Source organism: Polaribacter sp. YIW18 (genome assembly GCF_057219325.1).
Genome location: NZ_JBXVVE010000002.1, coordinates 102,521 through 125,655, shown reverse-complemented (window position 1 = coordinate 125,655; position 23,135 = coordinate 102,521). Strand labels below are relative to the sequence as shown.

General features: G+C 30.9%; 18 protein-coding genes. 11 read left to right on the top strand and 7 right to left on the bottom strand.

Annotated elements, in window-relative coordinates:
• Positions 1-28: 28 nt before the first annotated feature.
• From gatB/aspS to AC2D6T_RS02690, 5 genes are all read right to left on the bottom strand, one after another.
• A complete protein-coding gene (gene gatB/aspS / locus AC2D6T_RS02710) occupies positions 29-3,382 on the bottom strand; it encodes a bifunctional amidotransferase subunit GatB/aspartate--tRNA ligase AspS (RefSeq protein ID WP_484680373.1) in 3,354 nt (1,117 codons plus the stop codon).
• Positions 3,382-4,776, bottom strand: a complete 1,395-nt coding sequence (locus AC2D6T_RS02705; RefSeq protein ID WP_484680372.1) for an amidase family protein — start codon at positions 4,774-4,776, stop codon at positions 3,382-3,384. The genes gatB/aspS and AC2D6T_RS02705 overlap by 1 nt, the downstream gene beginning before the upstream one ends.
• A 1-nt stretch (position 4,777) precedes the next feature.
• Positions 4,778-5,044, bottom strand: a complete 267-nt coding sequence (locus AC2D6T_RS02700) for a hypothetical protein (protein ID WP_484680371.1) — start codon at positions 5,042-5,044, stop codon at positions 4,778-4,780.
• A 296-nt stretch (positions 5,045-5,340) separates the two neighbouring features.
• Positions 5,341-6,183 (bottom strand): hypothetical protein, encoded by an 843-nt coding sequence (locus AC2D6T_RS02695; protein ID WP_484680370.1) that lies wholly within the window; start codon positions 6,181-6,183, stop codon positions 5,341-5,343.
• Positions 6,184-6,222: 39 nt separating this feature from the next.
• Complete coding sequence (locus AC2D6T_RS02690; protein ID WP_484680369.1) at positions 6,223-6,597, bottom strand: hypothetical protein; 375 nt, start codon at positions 6,595-6,597, stop codon at positions 6,223-6,225.
• A gap of 376 nt (positions 6,598-6,973) precedes the next feature.
• Between AC2D6T_RS02690 and gyrB the strand changes: the two genes are divergently transcribed.
• The 7 genes from gyrB to obgE all read left to right on the top strand — a co-directional run bounded on the left by gyrB (position 6,974) and on the right by obgE (position 17,328).
• Positions 6,974-8,911 (top strand): DNA topoisomerase (ATP-hydrolyzing) subunit B, encoded by a 1,938-nt coding sequence (gene gyrB / locus AC2D6T_RS02685; RefSeq protein ID WP_298947963.1) that lies wholly within the window; start codon positions 6,974-6,976, stop codon positions 8,909-8,911.
• A 165-nt stretch (positions 8,912-9,076) separates the two neighbouring features.
• Entirely contained in the window at positions 9,077-10,114 is a 1,038-nt protein-coding gene (locus AC2D6T_RS02680) for a DUF6588 family protein (protein ID WP_438989827.1), read from the top strand.
• A gap of 125 nt (positions 10,115-10,239) precedes the next feature.
• Positions 10,240-11,166, top strand: coding sequence for a malate dehydrogenase (gene mdh, locus AC2D6T_RS02675; RefSeq protein ID WP_438989205.1), 927 nt, complete (start codon positions 10,240-10,242; stop codon positions 11,164-11,166).
• Between the two features lie 114 nt (positions 11,167-11,280).
• Entirely contained in the window at positions 11,281-11,883 is a 603-nt protein-coding gene (locus tag AC2D6T_RS02670; RefSeq protein WP_484680368.1) for a hypothetical protein, read from the top strand.
• Between the two features lie 159 nt (positions 11,884-12,042).
• Entirely contained in the window at positions 12,043-15,048 is a 3,006-nt protein-coding gene (gene secDF / locus AC2D6T_RS02665) for a protein translocase subunit SecDF (protein ID WP_484680367.1), read from the top strand.
• A gap of 108 nt (positions 15,049-15,156) precedes the next feature.
• Positions 15,157-16,275: an adenylate kinase gene (locus AC2D6T_RS02660; RefSeq protein WP_484680366.1), complete on the top strand. Its 1,119-nt coding sequence runs from the start codon at positions 15,157-15,159 to the stop codon at positions 16,273-16,275.
• Between the two features lie 63 nt (positions 16,276-16,338).
• A complete protein-coding gene (gene obgE / locus AC2D6T_RS02655; RefSeq protein WP_298947969.1) occupies positions 16,339-17,328 on the top strand; it encodes a GTPase ObgE in 990 nt (329 codons plus the stop codon).
• Between the two features lie 28 nt (positions 17,329-17,356).
• Here obgE and AC2D6T_RS02650 read toward each other — a convergent pair whose 3' ends face one another.
• Positions 17,357-17,833, bottom strand: a complete 477-nt coding sequence (locus tag AC2D6T_RS02650) for a hypothetical protein (RefSeq protein ID WP_484680365.1) — start codon at positions 17,831-17,833, stop codon at positions 17,357-17,359.
• A 200-nt stretch (positions 17,834-18,033) separates the two neighbouring features.
• On the opposite strand from AC2D6T_RS02650, the gene AC2D6T_RS02645 reads away from it, so the two are divergent.
• From AC2D6T_RS02645 to AC2D6T_RS02630, 4 genes are all read left to right on the top strand, one after another.
• Positions 18,034-18,534 carry a DUF456 domain-containing protein gene (locus tag AC2D6T_RS02645; protein WP_438989200.1) on the top strand — a complete coding sequence of 167 codons (501 nt, stop codon included), beginning with the start codon at positions 18,034-18,036 and terminating at the stop codon, positions 18,532-18,534.
• A 238-nt stretch (positions 18,535-18,772) separates the two neighbouring features.
• Positions 18,773-20,467: a lysine--tRNA ligase gene (gene lysS, locus AC2D6T_RS02640; protein ID WP_484680364.1), complete on the top strand. Its 1,695-nt coding sequence runs from the start codon at positions 18,773-18,775 to the stop codon at positions 20,465-20,467.
• A gap of 117 nt (positions 20,468-20,584) precedes the next feature.
• A complete protein-coding gene (locus AC2D6T_RS02635) occupies positions 20,585-21,502 on the top strand; it encodes a glutaminase (RefSeq protein ID WP_484680363.1) in 918 nt (305 codons plus the stop codon).
• A gap of 238 nt (positions 21,503-21,740) precedes the next feature.
• A complete protein-coding gene (locus AC2D6T_RS02630) occupies positions 21,741-22,439 on the top strand; it encodes a hypothetical protein (RefSeq protein ID WP_298947972.1) in 699 nt (232 codons plus the stop codon).
• Here the strand turns inward: AC2D6T_RS02630 and rsmG are convergent.
• The gene (rsmG, locus tag AC2D6T_RS02625) at positions 22,436-23,065 is read right to left on the bottom strand and encodes a 16S rRNA (guanine(527)-N(7))-methyltransferase RsmG (RefSeq protein WP_298947973.1); all 630 of its coding nucleotides are present in this window, start codon (positions 23,063-23,065) and stop codon (positions 22,436-22,438) included. The genes AC2D6T_RS02630 and rsmG overlap by 4 nt on opposite strands.
• Between the last annotated feature and the right edge of the window lie 70 nt (positions 23,066-23,135).

Sequence of the window (23,135 nt, the reverse complement as noted above, 5' to 3'; positions counted from 1 at the left end):
TTAAATTGAGCAACCTTTTCAAATGATTTTATTTTTTAATAATCTTCACGTTCATTTCTTCTACCTTTTTATCAGATAAAATTGATGGTGCATTAAATAATAAATCTTCTGAACTTCCTGTTTTTGGAAACGCCATTACCTCTCTAATAGATGCTTTCTTTTCTAAAATCATCATTAACCTATCTACACCCCAAGCAATTCCTCCATGAGGTGGCGCACCATATTGAAAAGCTTTGTACATAGTACCCACACTTTTTAGCATTTCTTCTTTATTGTACCCCATATTTTTATAGGTTGCTTCTAAAATTTCTGCTTTGTGTGCACGCACAGAACCTCCACCAATTTCATAACCATTTAAGATTAAATCGTATTGCTGTGCAATAATGGTTCCAATTTCTTCATCATTTCCTGTCATGTGTTTTTCTAAATCGTACACTGCTGGCATAGAAAAAGGATTGTGTGTAAACGTCCATCTACCGTCATCATTTTTCTCGAACATTGGAAAATCTACTACCCAAGCTGGTCTTAATTCTTTTGGATTTATTAGTTTTAAAATACGTCCCATTTCTTGGCGAACAGCGTCTAATGCTTTGTTTGCTGTTGCATAATCTGCTGCTGAGAAAAACACGATATCTCCTACTTTAGCATTCGTAGTTTTTATGATATTTGCCGCAATTTCTTCGCCTAAAAACTTAATTATTGGCGATTGCAAATCGTTTTCATTTACAATAATATAAGCCAAACCACCTAAACCATGTTGCTGTGCAATGGCTGTTAAGTTTTCTATTTGACCTTTAGACATACGTTTGTTTCCTTGTTCTGCTGAAGAAACCTTGATACATTTTACAATACCCCCTTCTTCTATAGGTTTACTAAAAACTTGGAAAGTAGTATCTTTTACAATGTTTGTAATGTCTTGCATTTGCAAACCATATCGTAAATCTGGTCTATCGCAACCATATTTATCCATGGCATCTTTATAGGTAATTACTTCAAAAGGATGTAAAATCCATTTTTTACCATATATTTTTTTAACGACTTCATTAAACATTTTGGTGTTTAAATCGATAATTTGCTGCATACTTGCATAGGCCATTTCTATATCTAACTGCGTAAATTCTGGTTGACGATCTCCTCTAGAGTCTTCATCTCTAAAACAACGTGCGATTTGGAAATATTTCTCAAAACCACCAACCATTAACATTTGTTTGAATTGTTGTGGTGCTTGTGGTAAGGTATAAAAAGAACCAGATTGCTTTCTTGTTGGTACAATAAATTCTCTTGCGCCTTCGTCTGTACCCGCTGTTAAAATTGGTGTTTCAATTTCTAAGAATTCTTCTTCATCTAAAATATCACGCAATAATTTTATGACTTTATGACGATTAACGATAGCTCTTTTAACATCGTCATTTCTATGATCTAGAAATTTGTACTGAAAACGAACTGTTTCATTTGTTTTTGTAGCTCTTTTTATTTCGAAAGGCAAGGTTTTAGAAAGGTTTAAAATTTCTAATTCAGAAGTTTCTAACTCAATTTTACCTGTTCTTAAACCTGCATTATAATCATCTTCATTTCGTTCAACAACCACACCTGTAACGGAAATTACAGACTCTGGTTTTAGTTTTACCAATTCATCTAAATTAGGAAAAGATTCTCTACTTAAACGTACTTGAAAAACTTGCCCACTTGCATCTCTTAAATCGATAAACATTAATTCACCATGATCTCTTACACTAGAAATCCAACCTGACAATGTTACTTTTTCTGAAATTGAATTTTCTGATAATTGAGAAATTGTATGTGTTCTATATTCTTCTTTTATAATGATTGGAACTTCTGTTAATTCATCTTCTTGTTTTTCGGATTTTGGATTAGATCCAACTTCTAACTTCCCACTTTCATCTTTACGTTTATTGCCTCCATTTTCCAACTTCTCACCTCCTGTATTTTTAGCAAGTTGCTTTAAAATTCCTTCACGAATTACTTTTCCTGAGGCACCTTTACCAATTATACCAATTACTTTTCCTACAAGAATACCTGCTTTACCTTGGTTTCCAGCTTTAATATCATTTGCAATGGCTTCATTTTCTGAAATTACTTTTGTAATCGCTGCTACAATTTGCGCTTCTGAAATGGTATTTTCATCAAAATACTTTTTATAATCAAAAGTTCTGTCTTTTAAATACCTTGTAATTCCGTTTTGAACTAAAACAGACGTAATTTTATCTTCTTTAAATAATTGAAAAATTTCAATTAAATGATTGATATCGTGAATGTTTTCATACTCATCTGCACCAATATTATTAACCAATGTTTTTGCAACAAAAGAAGGATCTTGTAGCACATTATTTATGGTCATAAATGTTTTAGAACGAGTGGCATCAGCCGTAAAAAACTTTGCGTCTTGTGGTAATACATCACCTTTAATTAAAACAGATTCTACTGCATGTGGCAATGCACTTGCATCTATTTTTATAGAATTTACCACCTCTTTAATGGAAACGAAAGGAATATCTGGTTCAGAGATAAATCTGTAGTCTGCCTCAAATTCTTTTTTACGCATGGTTTTGGTTTGCTTTAAATCTGCATCCCATAAAACCGTAGTTTGTTCTGGTCTAAATTCTTTGTGTTCTGTGTAATAATTTAATTGTTTTTCTACCTCTTCTTTTAAAGCTTCCATCATAAACTTAAAAGAATTTAAGTTTTTAATTTCAGTTCTTGGATTTAAATTATAGGTGTGATTTTTTCTAAGAGAAACAGACACATCACTTTTAAATTCTCCTTTTTCTAAATTAGCCTCAGAAATGCCTAAGTTTTGTACAATTCGCTGAATGTATTGTGCATAGGTAGATGCATCTTCTATATTTCTAATACAAGGATCTGTTACAATTTCTATTAATGGAACTCCTGCTTTATTAAAATCTACCAACGAAATTTTCTTTTCGTGCATTAATTTAGCTGCATCTTCTTCGATATGAACTTGGGTTAAATTTACAGTAAACTGGCTTCCATCATTTCTAAAACAAGACACTTGTCCGTCTGGAATTACAGGGTTATGAAACTGTGTAATTTGTATGTTTTTAGGATTATCTGGATATTCGTAATGTTTTCTATCCCAAGAAATAACTTCGTTTGAAAAAGTTGATTTTACTGCTTTTCCAAAATAAATAGCTTTGTTAATTGCTTCTTTATTTATAGCTGGCAAAACCCCCATTTGTCCTGTACAAACAGCACAAATATTTGTATTCGGTATTTCGGTTTCTTCATTTGGGCAAGAGCAAAATAATTTACTCTTGGTATTTAGACGAACATGCGTTTCTAAACCTATGATTAACTCTAATTCGTGTGCTTTTAAAGCCTCATTTAATTGCGCTAGTTCCATTATAAAATATCGTTTAAAAGGTTAGCGAATTGTAATACATGTGCATCATTTTTTTTATCTGCTGTAAGTTGTAATCCTGTATTTGTTCCTTTTGGTAAGGTTAAGGTTGGTAATTCTGCCAAACTAAAACCAACGGTATATGCATCAGATAAATACATAGCTAAAGGATCTTTTAAGCTGTCGCCAATTTTAGGCGGATTTTGAGGGGTTACTGGAGACAAAATGATATCTACTTCTTTAAAATCATTTGTAAATCTTGCTGAAATTTGATTTCTAACATCTTGTGCTTTCAAATAAATTTCATCAGAAAAACCTTGAGATAACACTTGATTACCACCTACAATTCTTCGTTTTGTTTCTTCAGAAAATTTTTCTGAACGGGTTATTGAATAAGTATCTTTTAAAGTATCACCTTCAATTCTTGCTCCGTAATTGGTACCATCTAAACGCGATAAATTAGAAGCAGTTTCTGCCATTGCTAATGTGTAATAAGTAGATACTAAAATATCAGAATCGAAAAATTCTAATTCTTTTACTGCAATTCCTTTGGCTTTTATCTTATCAATTGTTGCTAAAAAGTCTGCTTTTATTTCTTTTGAAATTGCTTTACTTTCAATAAAATTTCTAAAATAACCAACCGTTTTAATGTTTGATGTATTTAGATCTTTTTTAATTTTATCTGACTTATAAGTAGTTTGATCTTTTACATCTTTACCACTCATTATATTTAATACAATTCTAATATCTTCTATAGATTTTGCAATTGGACCTACACAATCTGTAGAAGATGCATATGCCATTAAGCCATACCTAGAAATACGACCGTAAGTAGGTTTTAACCCATACACTTTATTATAACCAGCAGGTTGCCTAATAGAACCACCTGTATCTCCACCAATTGAAAATATGGTATAATCTTTGGCTACATTTACAGCAGAACCTCCAGAAGAACCTCCACCTACTAAAGCTGGATTTACAGCATTTTTTACTGCTCCAAAAATGGTGTTTTCAGAGGATGAACCATGTCCAAAAGAATCGCAATTTTCTTTAACTAACGGTATTGCACCAGCGTCTAGCAACTTCTGAATAGCGGTTGCTGTATAGGCAGATTTGTAGTTTTTTAGCAAATCTGAACTGGCAGTTGTATAGGTTCCTTGCACCATGTACACATCTTTAATTCCGAATGGTATCCCTTCTAACAAACCAATTTCTTGCCCGTTTGCAATTTTTGCATCTACTTTTTTTGCCAATTCAATAGCTGTTTCCTCTAAAAGTGAATTGACCGTATTGAATGTATTTTGTTGTAACAAATCTAATTTTTCTTGTACCAAAGCTGTACAAGAAATTTCTTTGTTTATCAATTGTTGATGAATTTTATATATCTGCGATTCCATATTAATCTTCTATCACTTTAGCAACTGCTAAAAACCCGTTTTTCTCTTTTGGAAAGTTTTCTTTGATAATTTCCTTTTCTATAGCTGAGCTTTCTACAACTACATCTTCTCTTAAATCGTTTAAAGAAACTACCTTATTATGTACAGTTGTATTCGAATTATTTTGCTGATTGGCATTTTTAATAACGTCAAAAAGCTTATTTACAGATTCCGAAGGTTTTGCACCTTTTATACTAGACAAAATGTCTACTGTCATTATTTTACTCATTTCTTATTTTTTTTTATCTCGAAATCAATTCAAGACATGAAAAAAAGCCTTCCAAAATTGGAAGGCTTTATATATTTATAAACAACAACCTTCCTGCCCTAAAAATTAGGATTATTGAAATTACGATTGTTATTATTACTTGTCATTTATTATAATTTTGCACCAAATATAGAGAGAATAAATAGACTACGCACTATTTTTTAAGATATCTAAACTTATTTATGAATTTAATAATTTAAAGAATAATTATTTATTAGTTCTTCAAAATCTAAAGTTTTTAGTGCTTTTGATTGATGTTACTTCAAAGAAACCTGATATTGTAAAACTGCCAAACCTTTATAGCCTTTTTGTTGAATGGTAGTAGCATCAAATATTGGTCGATGTTGATATCCCAAACTTATTTTATTGTCATGTTTACCATTCATTAAAAAATTTACCGTAAAATCATACACTGTCATTGGATCATTTAATACATCCCAGTTAGAAGATTGGATAGCAATATTAGGTTGTACAACTACAGAATGCCCTAAAACCTTATCTTTTGGAAATGCATACCCAAATTGCATGTACCAGGTTGTTCCTGTTCCTATCATAGGAAACGCAACTCCTGCTCTGTTAAAATCTGTACCTCCACCAGTTGTTGGGTTGTTTGCACCTACATTTCTAATATAGTTTTTTCCAAATTGATAATCATAATAACCTAAATAAGCTGTAATTGCTGCATTATTAACTAAAGGTAAATTTAAAAAAGAATCTACAGCCCAATGTTTTATAGCGTACAAATTTGTGATTGCTAAACTTGTATCACCATCACTCATAGCTTTTTCTTGAAACTGAAAACCTGCACCAATGTTAAATACTTTTTTATCTTGTACATAAGTACCAGTTTGATATGCAGACTTATTAGATTCGTGTTCAAAAAACTGATACTTTACATAAGAAGATGTTTTAATTCTTGGTCTATTATTAGCAAAATTAACTTCGTTATTTGGAGCCGTATTAACTAATAAAGGCCTATTAAAAACCAATCTATAGTCTATTTTACCAAATTGTCCCTTAAACCAAATACCTAATAAACGACCAATATCATCTGCTTTTTCTACAGTATTTAATGTAAACAATGGAGAGTCTAAACCCATTAGTGTTTTATTAGATCTGATATTCCATCTATTTAAACCCTACCAACCCGATTTACCGATAACTACCTCAAAAGCTCTATTAAAGGTATATTCTGCGTATAAATCTAACACCTCTAAAGGAAACTCTTTAGTTCTAAAATTATAATTATTTCCACCTAGAATACTATATAAAAAAACGTTGGGTGTAACTTGAGAGGAAATTGGAATTCTTAAACGGCGAATAGAAACATCGGCAAAACTGTTTGTTAATTCGTTATTAATTAAAGAGCCTTCGTTTAAATCTGAATAACGTAACCAAATTTGCCCTCTTAAATTCCAATTTACAGTTGGTTTAATTTTTTTTCTCTCTTGCCCTAAAGTGATGGTTGAAATAAGTAAAACTACAATCAACAAACTATTTTTTAGTATTTTCATTTTATGTACATTATCATCAGAACAAAATTAAGGGTAACTATTTTTTAATTTTGTGACAAACATCATGTTTATACTCCTTTTTTTTACATCAAATTGACACTAAATGGTTCTCTCTCATAAATTTTAAAATCTTAAAATAAAAGCTATAACGCATTTTTTTAATTCTTACAAAAGTAAAAAATAAGAAAATTATAAAAATCTATTTTAAGATGCTTTTCAGAGCTTTTAAGGCACTTTTTTGTTTTTAACAAATGTTGATAATTTTAAAAGCAAATCGCTAAAAACACTTGAAAAAGGGATTAAAAATTGTAAATTTGACTTAGAAAATTCGTTTAACGAGTTTTATCAACCTAAAAATAAATAATTCACTTTTATAATGAGCGACGAAATTAAAAAAGAATATGATGCTTCCAGTATTCAAGCATTAGAAGGTATGGAGCATGTTAGAATGCGCCCTTCTATGTATATTGGAGATGTTGGAATACGCGGTTTACACCATTTGGTGTATGAAGTTGTAGATAACTCTATTGATGAAGCCATGGGTGGCTATTGTGACACCATAGAAGTTACCATTAACGAAGACAATTCTATAACCACAAGAGATAATGGACGTGGTATACCTGTTGGAATCCATAAAAAAGAAGGTGTTTCTGCTTTACAAGTAGTAATGACCAAAATTGGTGCTGGTGGTAAATTTGATAAAGATTCTTACAAAGTTTCTGGTGGTTTACATGGGGTTGGTGTAAGTTGTGTAAACGCACTATCTGACCACTTAACAGCTACAGTTCATAAAGAAGGTAAAATTTGGCAACAAGAGTATGAAAAAGGAAAAACTTTATACCCAGTAAAAACTATCGGAGAAACCGATTTTACAGGTACTATTGTTACTTTTTTACCAGATAAGTCTATTTTTAAACAATCTACAGAGTACAATTACGAAACGCTTGCTACAAGAATGCGTGAGTTAGCATACCTAAACAAAGGTATTACCATCACTTTAACAGATAAAAGAAATACCGATGATGAAGGAAACTTTATCTCAGAAACATTTCATTCTGACGAAGGGTTACCAGAATTTATTAAATACCTAGATTCTACAAGAGAGCAATTAACTGCCAATGTAATTTCTATGGAAGGTGAAAAAAATGGTATTCCTGTAGAAGTTGCTATGGTGTACAATACTTCTTATGCAGAAAATTTACATTCGTATGTAAACAATATTAATACACACGAAGGTGGAACACATTTATCTGGATTTAGACGTGGTTTAACCAGTACATTAAAAAAGTATGCCGATGAATCTGGATTACTTAAAAATGTAAAGTTCGAAATTGCTGGAGACGATTTTAGAGAAGGCTTAACAGCTATTGTTTCTGTAAAAGTAGCAGAACCTCAATTTGAAGGACAAACCAAAACAAAATTAGGAAATAGAGAAGTTACTTCTGCAGTATCACAAGCTGTTTCAGAAATGTTAACAGACTACTTAGAAGAAAACCCTAATGATGCAAAAACCATTGTTCAAAAAGTAATTTTAGCTGCAACTGCAAGACATGCAGCACGTAAAGCCAGAGAAATGGTGCAACGTAAAACAGTCATGTCTATTGGTGGTTTGCCTGGTAAATTATCTGACTGTTCAGAAACAGACCCAGCACAATGTGAGATTTTCTTAGTTGAAGGAGATTCTGCAGGTGGAACAGCCAAACAAGGTAGAGATAGAAACTTTCAAGCAATTTTACCACTTCGTGGAAAAATTTTGAACGTAGAAAAAGCAATGCAACATAAAGTTTTTGAAAACGAAGAAATCAAAAACATGTTTACTGCTTTAGGTGTTTCTATTGGAACAGAAGAAGACCCAAGAGCTTTAAATTTGTCTAAAGTTCGCTATCATAAAGTAGTAATTATGTGTGATGCTGATGTTGATGGATCACATATTGCTACCTTAATATTAACATTCTTCTTTAGATATATGAGAGAAATGGTAGAGCAAGGTTACATTTACATTGCAACACCTCCTTTATATTTGGTTAAAAAAGGACAAAAAAGAGAATATGCTTGGGATGACAATCAACGAGATATGATTGCACAAAAGTTTGGTGGTGGTGTAAATGTTCAGCGATACAAAGGTTTAGGAGAAATGAATGCAGAGCAATTATGGGACACAACCATGAACCCTGAATTTAGAACTTTAAGACAAGTAACGATTGATAGCCCAACAGAAGCAGATAGAGTTTTTTCTATGTTAATGGGAGATGAAGTACCTCCAAGAAGAGACTTTATTGAACGTAATGCGAAGTATGCAAATATTGATGCATAAATTCTCTTTTTTTTAAATTAAAAGAAAAACCTCAGTTTTAAGTTGGGGTTTTTACCTACTTATAAATAAATAAATGTTTCCCTTATTTTAAGAGTAAAATTATTTTATAACAAAAAATGACAAACTATTTTTATTACAAAAAAATCATTACAAAATTTAACAAAAGTGAAAAAAAATATTTTAATTTTCTTAGGTGTATTTGCCTTAACAATTAACACTAATGCTCAAGACGGATTTGAAGCAATTTTACTTGCTGACAAAAATGATTCTAAAAAACTAATGGAAGCATATTTTGGTCCTGCCATGGAAGGATTTATAAACGCTATGAACAATGGATGGTATCACACTGCAAAAGTGCACAAACCCTTTGGCTTTGATTTGTCAGTAGGTCTTAATGCGTCTTTAGTACCAACTGAAAAAGAATTATTTAATATAAGCGCTTTAGGATTAGCCTCTGTATCTTCAAGCAGCACAGAAGCATCAACTTTTGCTGGCCCTAGTAACACTACACAAATGACAGTAAACACAACCATTAACGGTGAAAGTGCAAGTGCTACTTTTGATTTTCCTGGAGGAGCAACTGAAGATTTGCCTTTAAATGCAGTTCCTGCACCAATGGCACAATTAAATGTAGGTTTACCTTGGAAATTTGAAGCAATGGTTAGGTTTGTTCCTGAAATTAGTATTGGAGAGGATGATGGGTCTGTTAAAATGTTAGGTTTAGGTCTTAAAAAGGAAATTACAGATTGGTTTGGTCCTTTAGACAAAACACCTTTACATGTATCTTTACTTGCATCTTATACAACTATGGATGTAGTTTATGGAATTGCTGATGTAAATTCTGCGAATCTGCAAGTTACAAACGCATTAACAGAATTCAACTTAACAGCATTTACGGCTCAAGCAATTGCATCTCTAAATTTCCCAATAATCAATTTATATGGTGGTGTTGGATATAACAGCGGTACTTCTACTTACAATATGAGCGGAACTTATACAGGTACTTATGATACTGGTTTACCTGCTCCAAATGACACTGTTTCAAAAACTTTAACAATTCCAGATACGTTAGATTTTGAATCTAGTGGTTTTACTGCAACTGCAGGTGCTAGACTAAGCCTTGGATTTTTAAAGATATTTGGCTCTTATTCATTTCAAGAATACAATACTGCTAGTTTAGGTGTAGCTATTAGTATCAGATAAATTTTTAAAAAAATAAAAAAAAAGACATCTAGTTTAGATGTCTTTTTTTTGCTTAAAATTAACTGATAACTTCAACAAAAACCGTATTTTTGCATAAAATTATTAAACAAAAAAACAGAAAAAACATGAAAGTTACAGTTGTTGGTGCTGGTGCAGTAGGTGCTAGTTGTGCAGAGTATATTGCCATTAAAAATTTTGCATCTGAAGTTGTATTATTAGATATTAAAGAAGGTTATGCAGAAGGTAAAGCTATGGATTTGATGCAAACAGCATCTTTAAATGGTTTTGATACAAAAATTACAGGAAGTACAAATGATTATTCTAAAACAGCAAATTCTAATATTTGTGTTATTACTTCTGGTATTCCTAGAAAACCTGGTATGACTCGTGAAGAATTAATTGGTATTAACGCAGGAATTGTAAAAACTGTTTCTTCTAACTTAATAGAGCACTCTCCAAATACAATTATTATTGTAGTTTCTAACCCTATGGATACCATGACGTATTTAGTGCATAAAACTACTGGATTACCAAAAAATAGAATTATTGGTATGGGTGGCGCATTAGATTCTGCTCGTTTTAAATACAGATTAGCAGAAGCATTAGAAGCACCTATTTCTGATGTTGACGGAATGGTAATTGGCGGGCATTCAGATAAAGGAATGGTACCTTTAACAAGATTAGCTACAAGAAATTCTGTACCTGTTTCTGAATTTATTTCTAACGAAAGATTAAACCAGGTAAAAGAAGATACCAAGGTTGGTGGAGCTACTTTAACAGGTTTATTAGGTACTTCTGCTTGGTATGCACCTGGTGCAGCTGTTTCTGGTTTGGTACAAGCTATTGCTTGCGACCAAAAGAAAATTTACCCTTGCTCTACTCTATTACAAGGAGAATATGGTTTAAATGACTTATGCATTGGTGTACCTGTAGTTTTAGGCAAAGACGGTATTGAGAAAATTGTAGCAATTCATTTAAATGATGCTGAGAAAGCTCATTTAGAAGAATCTGCAGCAGGAGTTTCTAAAACAAATGGTTTATTAGAATTATAGAAATTTCTTACATAACGATATTTAAAAAATCCAGCTAAAAAGCTGGATTTTTAAGTTTTAATAAGTTTCTAAAATCCTAGATACAATAAGCATACTTTTTTATATATTTGACGCATGAAAGCGAAATGGTACATAAGTACTTTATTTTTAATATTTACACTTTTTGGTGCGTTTCATGAGCAGGGATCAATCCCTAATCAAGAAATTGTATTAGAGTTTGTAAACACAAAAAATAACAGTAATTATATAAACCATACCATTGCTGATGTAAAAGAGAAATTACTAAATATAGGTGTTTCTCACATTAACATTAAAGAAGTTAAAAATGGTACTTTAAAAATATCTTATTTTAGTGAAGTTCCTGTTGATAATATTAGAAATATTTTAATAAAAAATAACTCGTTTCTATTAAAAAACAGTTCTAAAAATCAACAAAACAAAGATGTTGTTTACCACTACAGTTTAGATGTTTACGATTTAAACAAACCCACAGATAATGCTAATTTAGACTACAAATATGCTTTAGAGATAAAACATCAATTAGATAGATTTACAACAGATACTAATTTTGATAATTACAACGCATCATTAGAAAACAAAACAAATCAACTTTATAAAGTTGCCTACAAAATAGCTAAAAACAATCCTTTTAGTAAAGAGTACAGATCTAACAAAGAACCAGAAGTTAGAGCTGGCCCCAAAAACTTCCAAAGTTAAAAATGTAACTCAACACATTTTTCACACCTTTTATAATTGATGAGTAACCTACTCACAATCACAAAAACTATCAATGAAAATAATTGTCAGGTTCTTTTAGAAACTATATATTTGCTCGTTTTTTAAAAAACTTGACAAACCATAATTAACAACAACAAAATGCAAAATAAAGGACTAATTAAATTATTTGCTATCCTGTTTGGATTAGTAAGTTTATACCAATTATCATTTACTTTTTTAGCAAACAAAGTAGAAGATAATGCCAAAGTATATGCAGAAAAAAATGCAAAAGATAACGACGCTAGACAAAAAGCTACTTTAGAAAGAAAATATTTAGACAGTGTTGCCAACAAAAAAATTATAGATTTAGGAGTTGCACAATACACTTATAATGATGTTAGAGACAAAGAAATGAATCTTGGTTTGGACTTAAAAGGTGGTATTAATGCCATTTTACAAGTTTCTGTAAAAGAGGTTTTAAAAAGTTTATCTAACGATTCTAAAAACGAAGCTTTTAACAAAGCTCTAGAAACTGCAGACGAAAGACAAAAAAATAGTAATGCTACGTATTTAGACTTATTTTTCGAAGAGTTTGAAAAAGTAGCTGGAGACACAAAATTGAGTGATCCATCTATTTTTGGTACAAAGGCTTTAAGTGATAAAATATCTTTTAACGAAGATAATTTTACAGTAAGAGAAACTTTACAAGAAGAAATTAACAGTTCTATTGGTACTGCTTTTGAAGTATTAAGAAGTAGAATTGATAAGTTTGGGGTAACTTCTCCAAACATTCAAAGAATTGGAAATTCTGGTAGAATTCAGATTGAATTACCTGGTGCAAAAGACATTGAGCGTGTTACAAAATTAATTACTAGCAAAGCAGAATTACAATTTTGGGAAGTATATACAAATGCAGAAGTACAAAACTTTTTCTTTACTGCAAATACTAAAGTTGCTGAATTACTAAAAGATAACACAACAACTGAGCAAGTAAAAGATAGCACAGAAAAAGATGATATTGATGATCTTCTAGGTGATGTTGTAGATTCTACAAAAGTTCAAAAGAACTTATTTACGTATTTAATGCCAAACTTTGCACAATCTCAACAACAAATGAGTTCTTTAGTTGCTCAAGCTTCTGTAAGAGATACTGCAATGGTAAATGAATTATTAGGCAAAAAAGAAATTAGAGACTTATTGCCAAACGAATTGCGTTATGTAAAATTCTTATGGGATTACAAAACTTTTACACCAGTAAAACCCGCAAACGCAGGTGATGACTACGAATCTAGAGAATTGATTGGCTTATACGCAGTAAAATCTAACAGAAACGATAAACCAACCATTGAAGGTGATGTTATTTTAGATGCTGCACAGGTGTTTGACCAATTAAATAAACCAGAAGTTAGCATGACTATGAATAGCTCAGGTTCAAAACAATGGGCTAAAATGACTGCAGATAATGTAGGTAGATTTGTAGCTGTTGTTTTAGATGATTATGTGTATACAGCACCTTCTGTTAATCAAGCAATTACTGGAGGTAGAACCTCTATTTCTGGTGGAAGCATGACTATTGAAGAAGCAGAAGACATCGCAACGGTTTTAAAAGCAGGTAAATTACCAGCTGCAGCAAGAATTGTTGAAGCAGAAGTTGTAGGTCCTTCTTTAGGCCAAGAAGCAATCGACGCAAGTTTCTTATCATTTGGTTTAGCTATTGCATTGGTATTACTTTGGATGATATTATATTATGGTAAAGCTGGTTTATTTGCAGATGTTGCCTTACTTGTAAACATCTTATTTATTTTCGGAATTTTAGCATCATTTAATGCAGTGTTAACTTTACCAGGTATTGCTGGTATTATTTTAACCATTGGTATGTCTGTAGATGCCAACGTAATTATTTTCGAAAGAATTAAAGAAGGCTTATTTAAAAAGAAAGGTTTAAAACAATCTGTAGAAGAAGGTTTTTCTGTAAAAGGAGCTTTATCTGCAATTATAGATGCAAACATTACAACCTTATTAACAGGTATTATTTTATATGTATTTGGTACAGGTCCAATTAAAGGTTTTGCATTAACATTAATGATTGGTATTGCAACCTCATTATTTACAGCTGTATTTATTACACGTTTATTAATTGATGGTTCCATAAATAGAGGAACTAATTTAACATTCAACACTTCTATTTCTAAAGGATGGTTCCAAAATATTAATCTAACGTTCTTAAGAAAACGTAAGATTGCTTACATCATATCTGGGGCAATTATCTTAGGAGGTATTGCTTCTTTGGTTACTATAGGATTAAAACAAGGTGTAGATTTTAAAGGTGGGCGTTCTTACACAGTACGTTTCGATAAAGATATGAATGCTACAGATGTTGCCTCTACTTTAAAAGATGCTTTTGGTACAGCTCCAGAAGTAAAAACATATGGTACGTCTAATCAATTAAAAATAACAACGGTTTATAAAATTGATGAAGAAGGCCAAGAGGTAGATGAACAAGTTCAAAACACATTATACAATGGTTTAAAACCATATATTGGCACTACATCTTACGAAGATTTTAAACCAGGTTTCGAAAAAGCAGAAAATGCTAATGGAATAATGAGCTACAGAAAAGTAGATCCAACCATTGCAGACGACATTAAAACATCAGCATTATATGCCGTATTTGGTTCGTTATTAATTGTTTTCTTATATATTTTATTACGATTTAGAAAAATATCATTCTCTATAGGTGCAGTCGTAGCCGTTTTCCATGATGTATTAATTGTATTAGGTGTATTCTCAATTACATACAGTTTTATGCCTTTTGATATGGAAATTGGACAATCATTTATAGCAGCCATTTTAACTGTAGTAGGTTATTCTCTAAATGATACCGTGGTAATTTTTGATAGAATTAGAGAATTTGCAGGAATACATACAAAATGGAAATATAGCGAAGTTGTAGACAAAGCATTAAGCTCTACTTTAGGTAGAACTATCAATACATCTTTAACAACATTATTAGTAATGTTAGCTATTTTCTTATTTGGTGGAGATTCTATAAAAGGATTTATGTTTGCTTTAATAGTGGGTGTAATAGTAGGTACCTATTCATCTTTATTTGTGGCAACTCCTATTATGTTTGATGCTTCTAAAAAAGAAGAAAAAAACAACTAGTTTTTTAACAACACATAAAAAACCGTTTTCCATGAAAAGCCTGAAATTTATTCAGCAAGTGGAAAACGGTTTTTTCATTTGATTTATAGCAATTATATTTGCATTCTTATGAGTATTATAAAACTACACGATTTACACTTTAGACCTTATATTGATAAGGAAAAGATTGCTACTATTGTAAAACACTTAGCAAGAACTGTAAAAGTAGATTTACCAGAAAACGAAGTACCTATTTTTGTAGGTATTTTAAATGGCTGCTTTTTATTTGCTGCAGATTTTATAAGAGCTTTTGAGGGAAATTGTGAAGTTTCTTTTGTAAAATTAGCCTCTTATGATGGCACTAAAAGTTCAGCAAACGTAAAAGAATTAGTAGGCATTAATGAAGATCTAACCAATAGAACTGTAATTATTTTAGAAGACGTTATAGATACAGGGAATACATTACAAGAAATTTATGCTATTTTTAAAGATAAAAATGTAAAGCAATTAAAAATTGCTACCTTATTATTTAAACCAGACGTTTTTAGAAAAGAATTACCTATAGATTATATTGGCCTTAGTATAAAAGACAAATTTGTAGTAGGCTATGGTTTAGATTATAATGGCTTAGGAAGAAATTATCCAGAAATATATCAACTAACAACACCACCAAAAATGAAAAACATCGTATTATTTGGCCCTCCAGGAGCAGGGAAAGGTACACAAGCAGAATTTTTAAAAGACATGTATAATTTGGTACACATTTCTACTGGAGATGTATTTAGATTCAACATAAAAAACCAAACAGAACTTGGTTTATTAGCAAAACAATACATGGACGCTGGTAATTTAGTACCAGATGAAGTAACCATAAATATGCTAAAAGCAGAAGTAGAAAAAAATACAGATGCCAATGGTTTTATTTTTGACGGTTTTCCAAGAACACAATCTCAAGCAGAAGCTTTAGATGTATTTTTAGGGGAAAAAGGAGAGCAAATAAACGGAATGGTTGCCTTAGAAGTACCAGAAGATTTATTAGTAGAACGTCTGTTAGAAAGAGGAAAAACCAGTGGTAGAACAGATGATACTGATGAAGGTAAAATTAGAAATCGTTTTAACGAATACAACACAAAAACAGCTGTTTTAAAAGACTATTTTGAAGCACAAGGAAAATATTACGGAATTAATGGTGTCGGTTCTATTAAAGAAATTACCCAAAGAATTTCTATCGTATTTGACACACTATAATTCAAGGTTCAAAATTTAAAATTCAAGTTTGAATCTTAAATATTGAATTTTAAACAATAAGTTATGACTGAAGGAAATTTTGTCGATTACATAAAAATATACGCATCTTCTGGAAAAGGTGGGCAGGGTTCTGCGCATTTACACAGAGAAAAATACATTACCAAAGGAGGTCCTGATGGTGGTGATGGTGGACGTGGAGGACACATTATTTTGCGTGGAGATAAAAATATGTGGACATTATTTCATCTAAAGTTTAAACGTCACTTTAGAGCTACACAAGGGGGTGCAGGAAGCAAAAGCAGAAGTACAGGTCATGATGGAGAAGATGTTTATATAGATGTGCCTTTAGGAACTATTGTAAGAGATGCAGATACAGACGAAATTTTGTATGAAATTACAGAAGATCAAAAAGAAGTTATTTTATTGCCTGGTGGAAAAGGTGGTTTGGGTAACTGGCACTTTAAATCGTCTACAAACCAAACACCTAGATATGCGCAACCAGGTATAGATGGACAAGAAGGTTGGTTTAGAATAGAGTTAAAATTATTAGCAGATGTTGGTTTGGTTGGTTTCCCAAATGCTGGAAAATCGACACTTTTATCTGTTTTAACTGCTGCAAAACCTAAAATTGCAGATTATGCTTTTACTACGTTAAAACCTAATTTAGGTATTGTAGAATATAGAGATTATAAGAGTTTTGTAATTGCAGATATTCCGGGTATTATAGAAGGTGCTGCAGAGGGTAAAGGTTTAGGTCATCGATTTTTACGTCATATTGAACGTAATTCTACCTTACTATTTTTAATTCCTGCTGATAGTGATGATATTAATAAAGAATATGAAATTCTTTTAAATGAGTTGAAGAAACACAATCCAGAATTGTTAGATAAAGATCGTTTGTTGGCCATTTCTAAAACAGATATGTTAGATGATGAACTAAAAGCAGAAATTAAAGCAGAACTCCCAAAAGGTGTTGATGCTTTATTTATTTCTTCGGTTGCACAAACGGGTTTGCAAGAATTGAAAGACAAACTTTGGAAAATGCTGAATTAGTTTTTCATCAACAAGAAAATTTATAAAACTACTCTTTCAACTGAATTAAAATAGGTAATCTGTATTTTGTAGCTACAGGAACACCTCTTTTATTGGCAGCAAAAACCCTTGGTAAATTATCTACAGTAATTGCTAAAACACTGTCTAAAGCTGGTAATTGATTTTTAATATTTTCTGTAGAATGGATGCTGTCTAAAATAAAATTCCCTTTTGCATCAATTAAAACATCTACATAAATTGTTTCATTAATAGAGTCTTGTATTTTAAAAGTGTGTTGATTTAGCTGTTCTCCTATTTTTTTATGAATGGTATTTTTAAAACAAGTAAATTTTGCTTGTTTTTCTATAATGGAATCACAAACTGTAAAAGATGGATAGGTATCTACAGAAGTAAAATCGATAACTGTATCTAAAACATGTTGATTTTTTGATTTTGTAAAAGATAAATAATCACACGAAGTGCAATATATAAGGATAAACAAAAAAGAAACCGTACGCAAAAACATAAAATGAATTATTGGGTGAATTTACTAAATTTTAAATACAATTAGCCTTTTTTTCATCATCCCTTTCAACAATTAATGGAAATACAAAACCATACTTAACGTTTATATTTTTTTTTAAAACCTATCTAACAAAGGTTTTGTATTTTCGTCTTACAATAAATAAAACTGTCTACTTACGTGCAGTAGAAACCTAAAATACTATGGATATTTTTTTATTACTTGTAGGCTTTGTTTTAGTACTGCTAGGTATTATTGGCTCTTTTTTACCCGTTTTACCAGGTCCATTAACGGGTTGGCTAGGTTTATTGTTATTACACTTAACATCTGCGGTTCCAATAAATTGGACTTATTTAGGAGTTACACTGGCAATAGCCATTTTAATTTGGATTCTAGATTATATTATACCAGCTATTGGTACCAAGCGTTTTGGTGGAAGTACTTATGGTGTTTATGGTACCACAATTGGTTTAATTATTGGGTTGCTTTCTCCAATACCCTTTGGTATTTTAATAGGTGCTTTTTTAGGTGCGTTTATTGGCGAATTGTTATATGACAAGTCAGATAAAAAACGTGCTTTCAAAGCTTCTATAGGTTCTTTTATAGGTCTACTCGCTTCTGCAACCATTAAATTTAGCGTTTCTTTTGGCTTTGTAGTCTTATTTTTAATGAAGTTTTGGGACTATAAAGGAAGGTTTTTTTAGACAAAAAAAAAGCGTCCCATTTAAGGGAAGCTTTCCATTGGTTAACAAAACCAAGACACTTTTTCTAAAGTGCCAAACAACACAACTAATGCTACTTCAACAAAAAGTAGCATGCAAATATACAATGTTTTGATATTTCTGCAACTTTTATAAGATATTTTATTGAAATCTTCAATAGATAAATTATTGAAAGATTGTATCTTTGCAATCTTTAAAATTCATCACTAAATTATTAGAAATGCAATTATCAGAACAAGAAGTTGTACGTAGAGAGAAACTTACAAAACTAAGAGCTTTAGGTATTAATCCTTATCCAGCAGATTTATTTCCATTAAATTCTGATTCTAAAGAAATTAAACAGAATTTTACAGAAGGAAAAGAAGTGGTTATTGCAGGTAGATTAATGGCTATTAACATACAAGGTAAAGCTTCTTTTGCTCAGTTACAAGATGGTGAAGGTAGAATACAATTGTATTTTAATCGTGATGAAATTTGTGCTGGCGAAGACAAATCGTTATACAATGATGTTTTTAAAAAACTATTAGATTTAGGAGATTTTATAGGTGTTACTGGTACCCTTTTTAACACAAAGGTGGGCGAAAAAACAGTAATGGTAAAAGAGTTTAAATTACTTTCTAAATCTTTAAAACCTTTACCAATTCCTAAAGTAAAAGATGGTAAAACGTACGATGCTTTTACAGATCCAGAAATGCGTTACAGACAGCGTTATGCAGACTTAGTTGTAAATCCGCATGTAAAAGAAGTGTTTGTAAAAAGAACAAAATTATTTAATGCCATGCGTTCGTTTTTTAATGATGCTGGCTATTTTGAAGTAGAAACTCCTATTTTACAACCTATTCCTGGTGGTGCAGCTGCAAGACCTTTTATTACACATCACAATTCTTTAGACATTCCTTTGTATATGAGAATTGCTAACGAATTGTATTTAAAACGTTTAATTGTTGGTGGTTTTGATGGTGTTTATGAATTCTCGAAAAACTTTAGAAATGAAGGAATGGACAGAACACACAATCCTGAATTTACAGCCATGGAAATCTATGTTTCTTACAAAGATTATAATTGGATGATGGATTTCTGTGAAAAACTACTAGAACACTGTGCTATTGCTGTAAACGGAACTTCTGAAGCTACTTTTGGAGAGCATAAAATAGATTTTAAAGCGCCTTATAAAAGAATTACCATGCGTGATGCTATTTTAGAATTTACAGGTTTTGATATTTACAACAAAACTGAAGAAGAAATTAGAGCTGCAGCCAAAAAAATGAATATTGAGGCTGATGAAACTATGGGGAAAGGAAAATTGATTGACGAAATTTTTGGAGAAAAATGTGAAGGAAATTATATTCAGCCAACATTTATTACAGATTATCCTAAGGAAATGAGTCCTTTATGTAAAGAACACAGAACCAACCCTGAATTAACAGAGCGTTTTGAGTTGATGGTTTGTGGTAAAGAAATTGCGAATGCGTATTCTGAATTGAACGACCCAATTGATCAACGTGAGCGTTTTGAGCATCAATTAAAATTGGCAGCTAAAGGTGATGATGAAGCTACCGAATTTATAGATCAAGATTTTTTACGAGCTTTAGAATATGGTATGCCTCCAACTTCTGGAATGGGCATTGGAATGGACAGATTAATTATGTTTTTAACCAACAATCAATCTATACAAGAAGTGTTGTTTTTTCCGCAAATGAGACCAGAGAAAAAAGCACCTACTGTAGAGTTAAATGATGATGAAGTAGCTGTTTTGGCATTATTATCAAAAGCTGAAAAAGTTGAGTTGGCAGCTTTAAAAACACAATCTGGTTTATCTAACAAAAAATGGGACAAAACCATTAAGGGCTTAACTAAAAAAGAGGTGGCCAAAGTTACTAAAACTGATGAAGGTTTGTTTGTAGAAATTGTATAACAACTTACAATTCTGAACTTTTTCAGAATCTTATAAAAACAAAAAAGGAACTACAGCAATGTAGTTCCTTTTTTATTCCGTTAATTTCTAATAATTTTGACAAAACTAGAATCGTCAATGAAAAACTATCAAAAGATAATTACCCAAATTTACAATAACTTAAAAGATATTGATGATACTGGCAAAATAGCCAATTATATACCAGAACTTGCCAATGTTTCTGACTCTAATTTTGGTGTACATATTACCACAATTGATAGTAATTATTTTGGCATTGGAGATTCTGATAAAAAATTTTCTATTCAGAGTATCTCTAAAATACTAACCTTAACCTTAGCTTATCAATTAGAAGGTGAAAAACTATGGAAAAGAGTAGATGTTGAACCTTCTGGAAATCCATTTAATTCTTTATTGCAATTAGAATCAGATTTAGGGATTCCGAGAAATCCGTTTATAAATGCTGGTGCCATTGTGGTTTGCGATATTTTAATTAGTCACTTAAAAAATCCGAAGGAAGATTTTTTAAATTTCTGCAAAGATCTTTGTAAAAATCCAAATTTAAAGTATTCAGAAAAAGTAGCACAATCTGAAAAAAGCAGTGGTTTTAGAAACATTGCTTTGTTTAATTTTATCAAATCTTTTGGAAATATTAAAAATGATATTGATGTTGTTTTAGATTTCTACTTTTATACTTGTGCTTTAGAAATGACTTGTAAAGAAGTTTCTGAAATTTTTCTTTTTCTTGCAGATGATAATTTTATCACCCAAAAAGGAAAAAGAATTTTAACGATGAGTCAAGCCAAAAGAATAAATGCTATTTTGTTAACCTGTGGTTTTTATGACGAATCTGGCGAATTTGCATTTAGAGTAGGTTTACCAGGAAAGTCTGGAGTTGGTGGAGGTATTGTTGCCATTCATCCAGATGAATTTTGTATTACAGTTTGGAGTCCAAAATTGAATAAAAAAGGAAATTCGTACAAAGGGATGTTGTTTTTAGAGCAATTTACATCTGAAACTGAATCGTCTATTTTTTAAAATTATTTCAGAATTAGCAAAAGAATATGATACAAAAAGAAAAATTGAATTACTAAAATGGAAAATATTTAGAATTTTCAAATAAAGTACTACAATAAACACAGTTCAAAATTAATTGCTTGCTTTTCAGCCTATTTATGCAAATCCTAGTAGATTTTCTTTGTTAGTAATTATTTATTAGCTTTATTGCTAAATAAACGCAACTAAATCTTATATGAACTGTTAGCTAAAATGTAAAATGACAAAAACTAAAAGAAAAAAATACATAAAATTTGTTAGTAGTAATTGGGTTATAACACTTACCTCTACTATGATTGGCGTAATTCTCGGCTTATACCTAAATGGCTATTATGAAAATAAATCATTGGCAGAAGATAAGAAAAAAGCCATAACTCAAGTTTTTACTGAAATATCAGAAAACAAAAAATCATTAAAGAATTACCACGATTTAATCATTAAAAATTATAATCAAATAAATTATATTTTCTCAAAACTGAATAACGATTTTGAAATCATAGTACATAAGGACTCTACAAATCTGTTTATTAGTAAAACAAAAGCACTTTTTACATTTGCTAAATCAGAAAAAATCAACTCTAACTTTGTTAAAATAAGAGGAGATTTAAATTTCAATGTAGATTCTCCATTGATGATTTCAAGTTTATCTCAGATTACTTGGCAAGCTTACAAACAGACAAATTTTTTAGCGATAACAAATTTTAAGTGCTTAAAGCATATTGAAATAATTTACGAATTACAAAAAGAAGTAAACGAATTAAATAAGCTATGGGTAAAAAAAGTTTTAAATGGCGAATTTACTCAAGACATTATAATTAGAAACAAGTTTATGTCAGATTGGAGAAGTTTACTCTTAAGACAATCTGTATTACTAAAAGCATATAAAATGAATGATGATATTCTTAAAAACTGTAACTAACCCTTATACTTCATCCCTAAATGCACTACTTTTTTGGTTTCAAAAAAGTCTTCTTCAAAAAAATCTGGTAAATTGTAAATCGTAGCAGAAGTATATAATTTTAATTCTTCTGATAAATCACCACCTTTTAAATATAAAATTCCGTTTTTTAAATCGTGATTTTGTTTTTTAGCAATTTTGCCTTTGTTCCAACGTACAAAAGTTTCCATCTGTGCTACTGCTCTACTTACAATAAAGTCATACGTATCTTTTACTTCCTCTACTCTACCATGTGTGGTTTTTACGTTTTCTAAACTCAAACCAGCCACTACTTCATTTACAACCTTTATTTTTTTACCAATAGAATCTACCAAATGAAACTGTGTTTCTGGAAACAATATAGCTAACGGAATTCCAGGAAAACCACCACCTGTGCCAACATCCATTACTTTAGCACCTGGCATAAATTGTATAACTTTAGCAATTCCCAAAGAATGTAAAACATGGCGTAAATACAATTCATCTATATCTTTTCTAGAAACTACATTGATTTTTATGTTCCAATCTTGATACAGTTCTTGCAGTTTAGAAAATTGCAGAATTTGCGTTTCTGTTAAATTTTTAAAATATTTTTGAATAATATCCATGAATTACTATTTTTAGAATTGCAAAAATAGTTATTTGTAAGCAAACAATTCTAAACAAAAACTGACGTTT

What these genes read in the sequence shown, in the direction of transcription:
- AC2D6T_RS02705 (WP_484680372.1), bottom strand. Translation starts at nt 4,776, where the DNA reads ATGGAATCGCAGATATATAAAATTCATCAACAATTGATAAACAAAGAA.
- gyrB (WP_298947963.1), top strand. Translation starts at nt 6,974, where the DNA reads ATGAGCGACGAAATTAAAAAAGAATATGATGCTTCCAGTATTCAAGCA.
- AC2D6T_RS02690 (WP_484680369.1), bottom strand. Translation starts at nt 6,597, where the DNA reads ATGAAAATACTAAAAAATAGTTTGTTGATTGTAGTTTTACTTATTTCA.
- AC2D6T_RS02650 (WP_484680365.1), bottom strand. Translation starts at nt 17,833, where the DNA reads ATGTTTTTGCGTACGGTTTCTTTTTTGTTTATCCTTATATATTGCACT.
- AC2D6T_RS02660 (WP_484680366.1), top strand. Translation starts at nt 15,157, where the DNA reads ATGAGTATTATAAAACTACACGATTTACACTTTAGACCTTATATTGAT.
- rsmG (WP_298947973.1), bottom strand. Translation starts at nt 23,065, where the DNA reads ATGGATATTATTCAAAAATATTTTAAAAATTTAACAGAAACGCAAATT.
- AC2D6T_RS02645 (WP_438989200.1), top strand. Translation starts at nt 18,034, where the DNA reads ATGGATATTTTTTTATTACTTGTAGGCTTTGTTTTAGTACTGCTAGGT.
- AC2D6T_RS02635 (WP_484680363.1), top strand. Translation starts at nt 20,585, where the DNA reads ATGAAAAACTATCAAAAGATAATTACCCAAATTTACAATAACTTAAAA.
- mdh (WP_438989205.1), top strand. Translation starts at nt 10,240, where the DNA reads ATGAAAGTTACAGTTGTTGGTGCTGGTGCAGTAGGTGCTAGTTGTGCA.
- secDF (WP_484680367.1), top strand. Translation starts at nt 12,043, where the DNA reads ATGCAAAATAAAGGACTAATTAAATTATTTGCTATCCTGTTTGGATTA.
- AC2D6T_RS02695 (WP_484680370.1), bottom strand. Translation starts at nt 6,183, where the DNA reads ATGGGTTTAGACTCTCCATTGTTTACATTAAATACTGTAGAAAAAGCA.
- gatB/aspS (WP_484680373.1), bottom strand. Translation starts at nt 3,382, where the DNA reads ATGGAACTAGCGCAATTAAATGAGGCTTTAAAAGCACACGAATTAGAG.
- lysS (WP_484680364.1), top strand. Translation starts at nt 18,773, where the DNA reads ATGCAATTATCAGAACAAGAAGTTGTACGTAGAGAGAAACTTACAAAA.
- AC2D6T_RS02670 (WP_484680368.1), top strand. Translation starts at nt 11,281, where the DNA reads ATGAAAGCGAAATGGTACATAAGTACTTTATTTTTAATATTTACACTT.
- AC2D6T_RS02700 (WP_484680371.1), bottom strand. Translation starts at nt 5,044, where the DNA reads ATGAGTAAAATAATGACAGTAGACATTTTGTCTAGTATAAAAGGTGCA.
- obgE (WP_298947969.1), top strand. Translation starts at nt 16,339, where the DNA reads ATGACTGAAGGAAATTTTGTCGATTACATAAAAATATACGCATCTTCT.
- AC2D6T_RS02630 (WP_298947972.1), top strand. Translation starts at nt 21,741, where the DNA reads ATGACAAAAACTAAAAGAAAAAAATACATAAAATTTGTTAGTAGTAAT.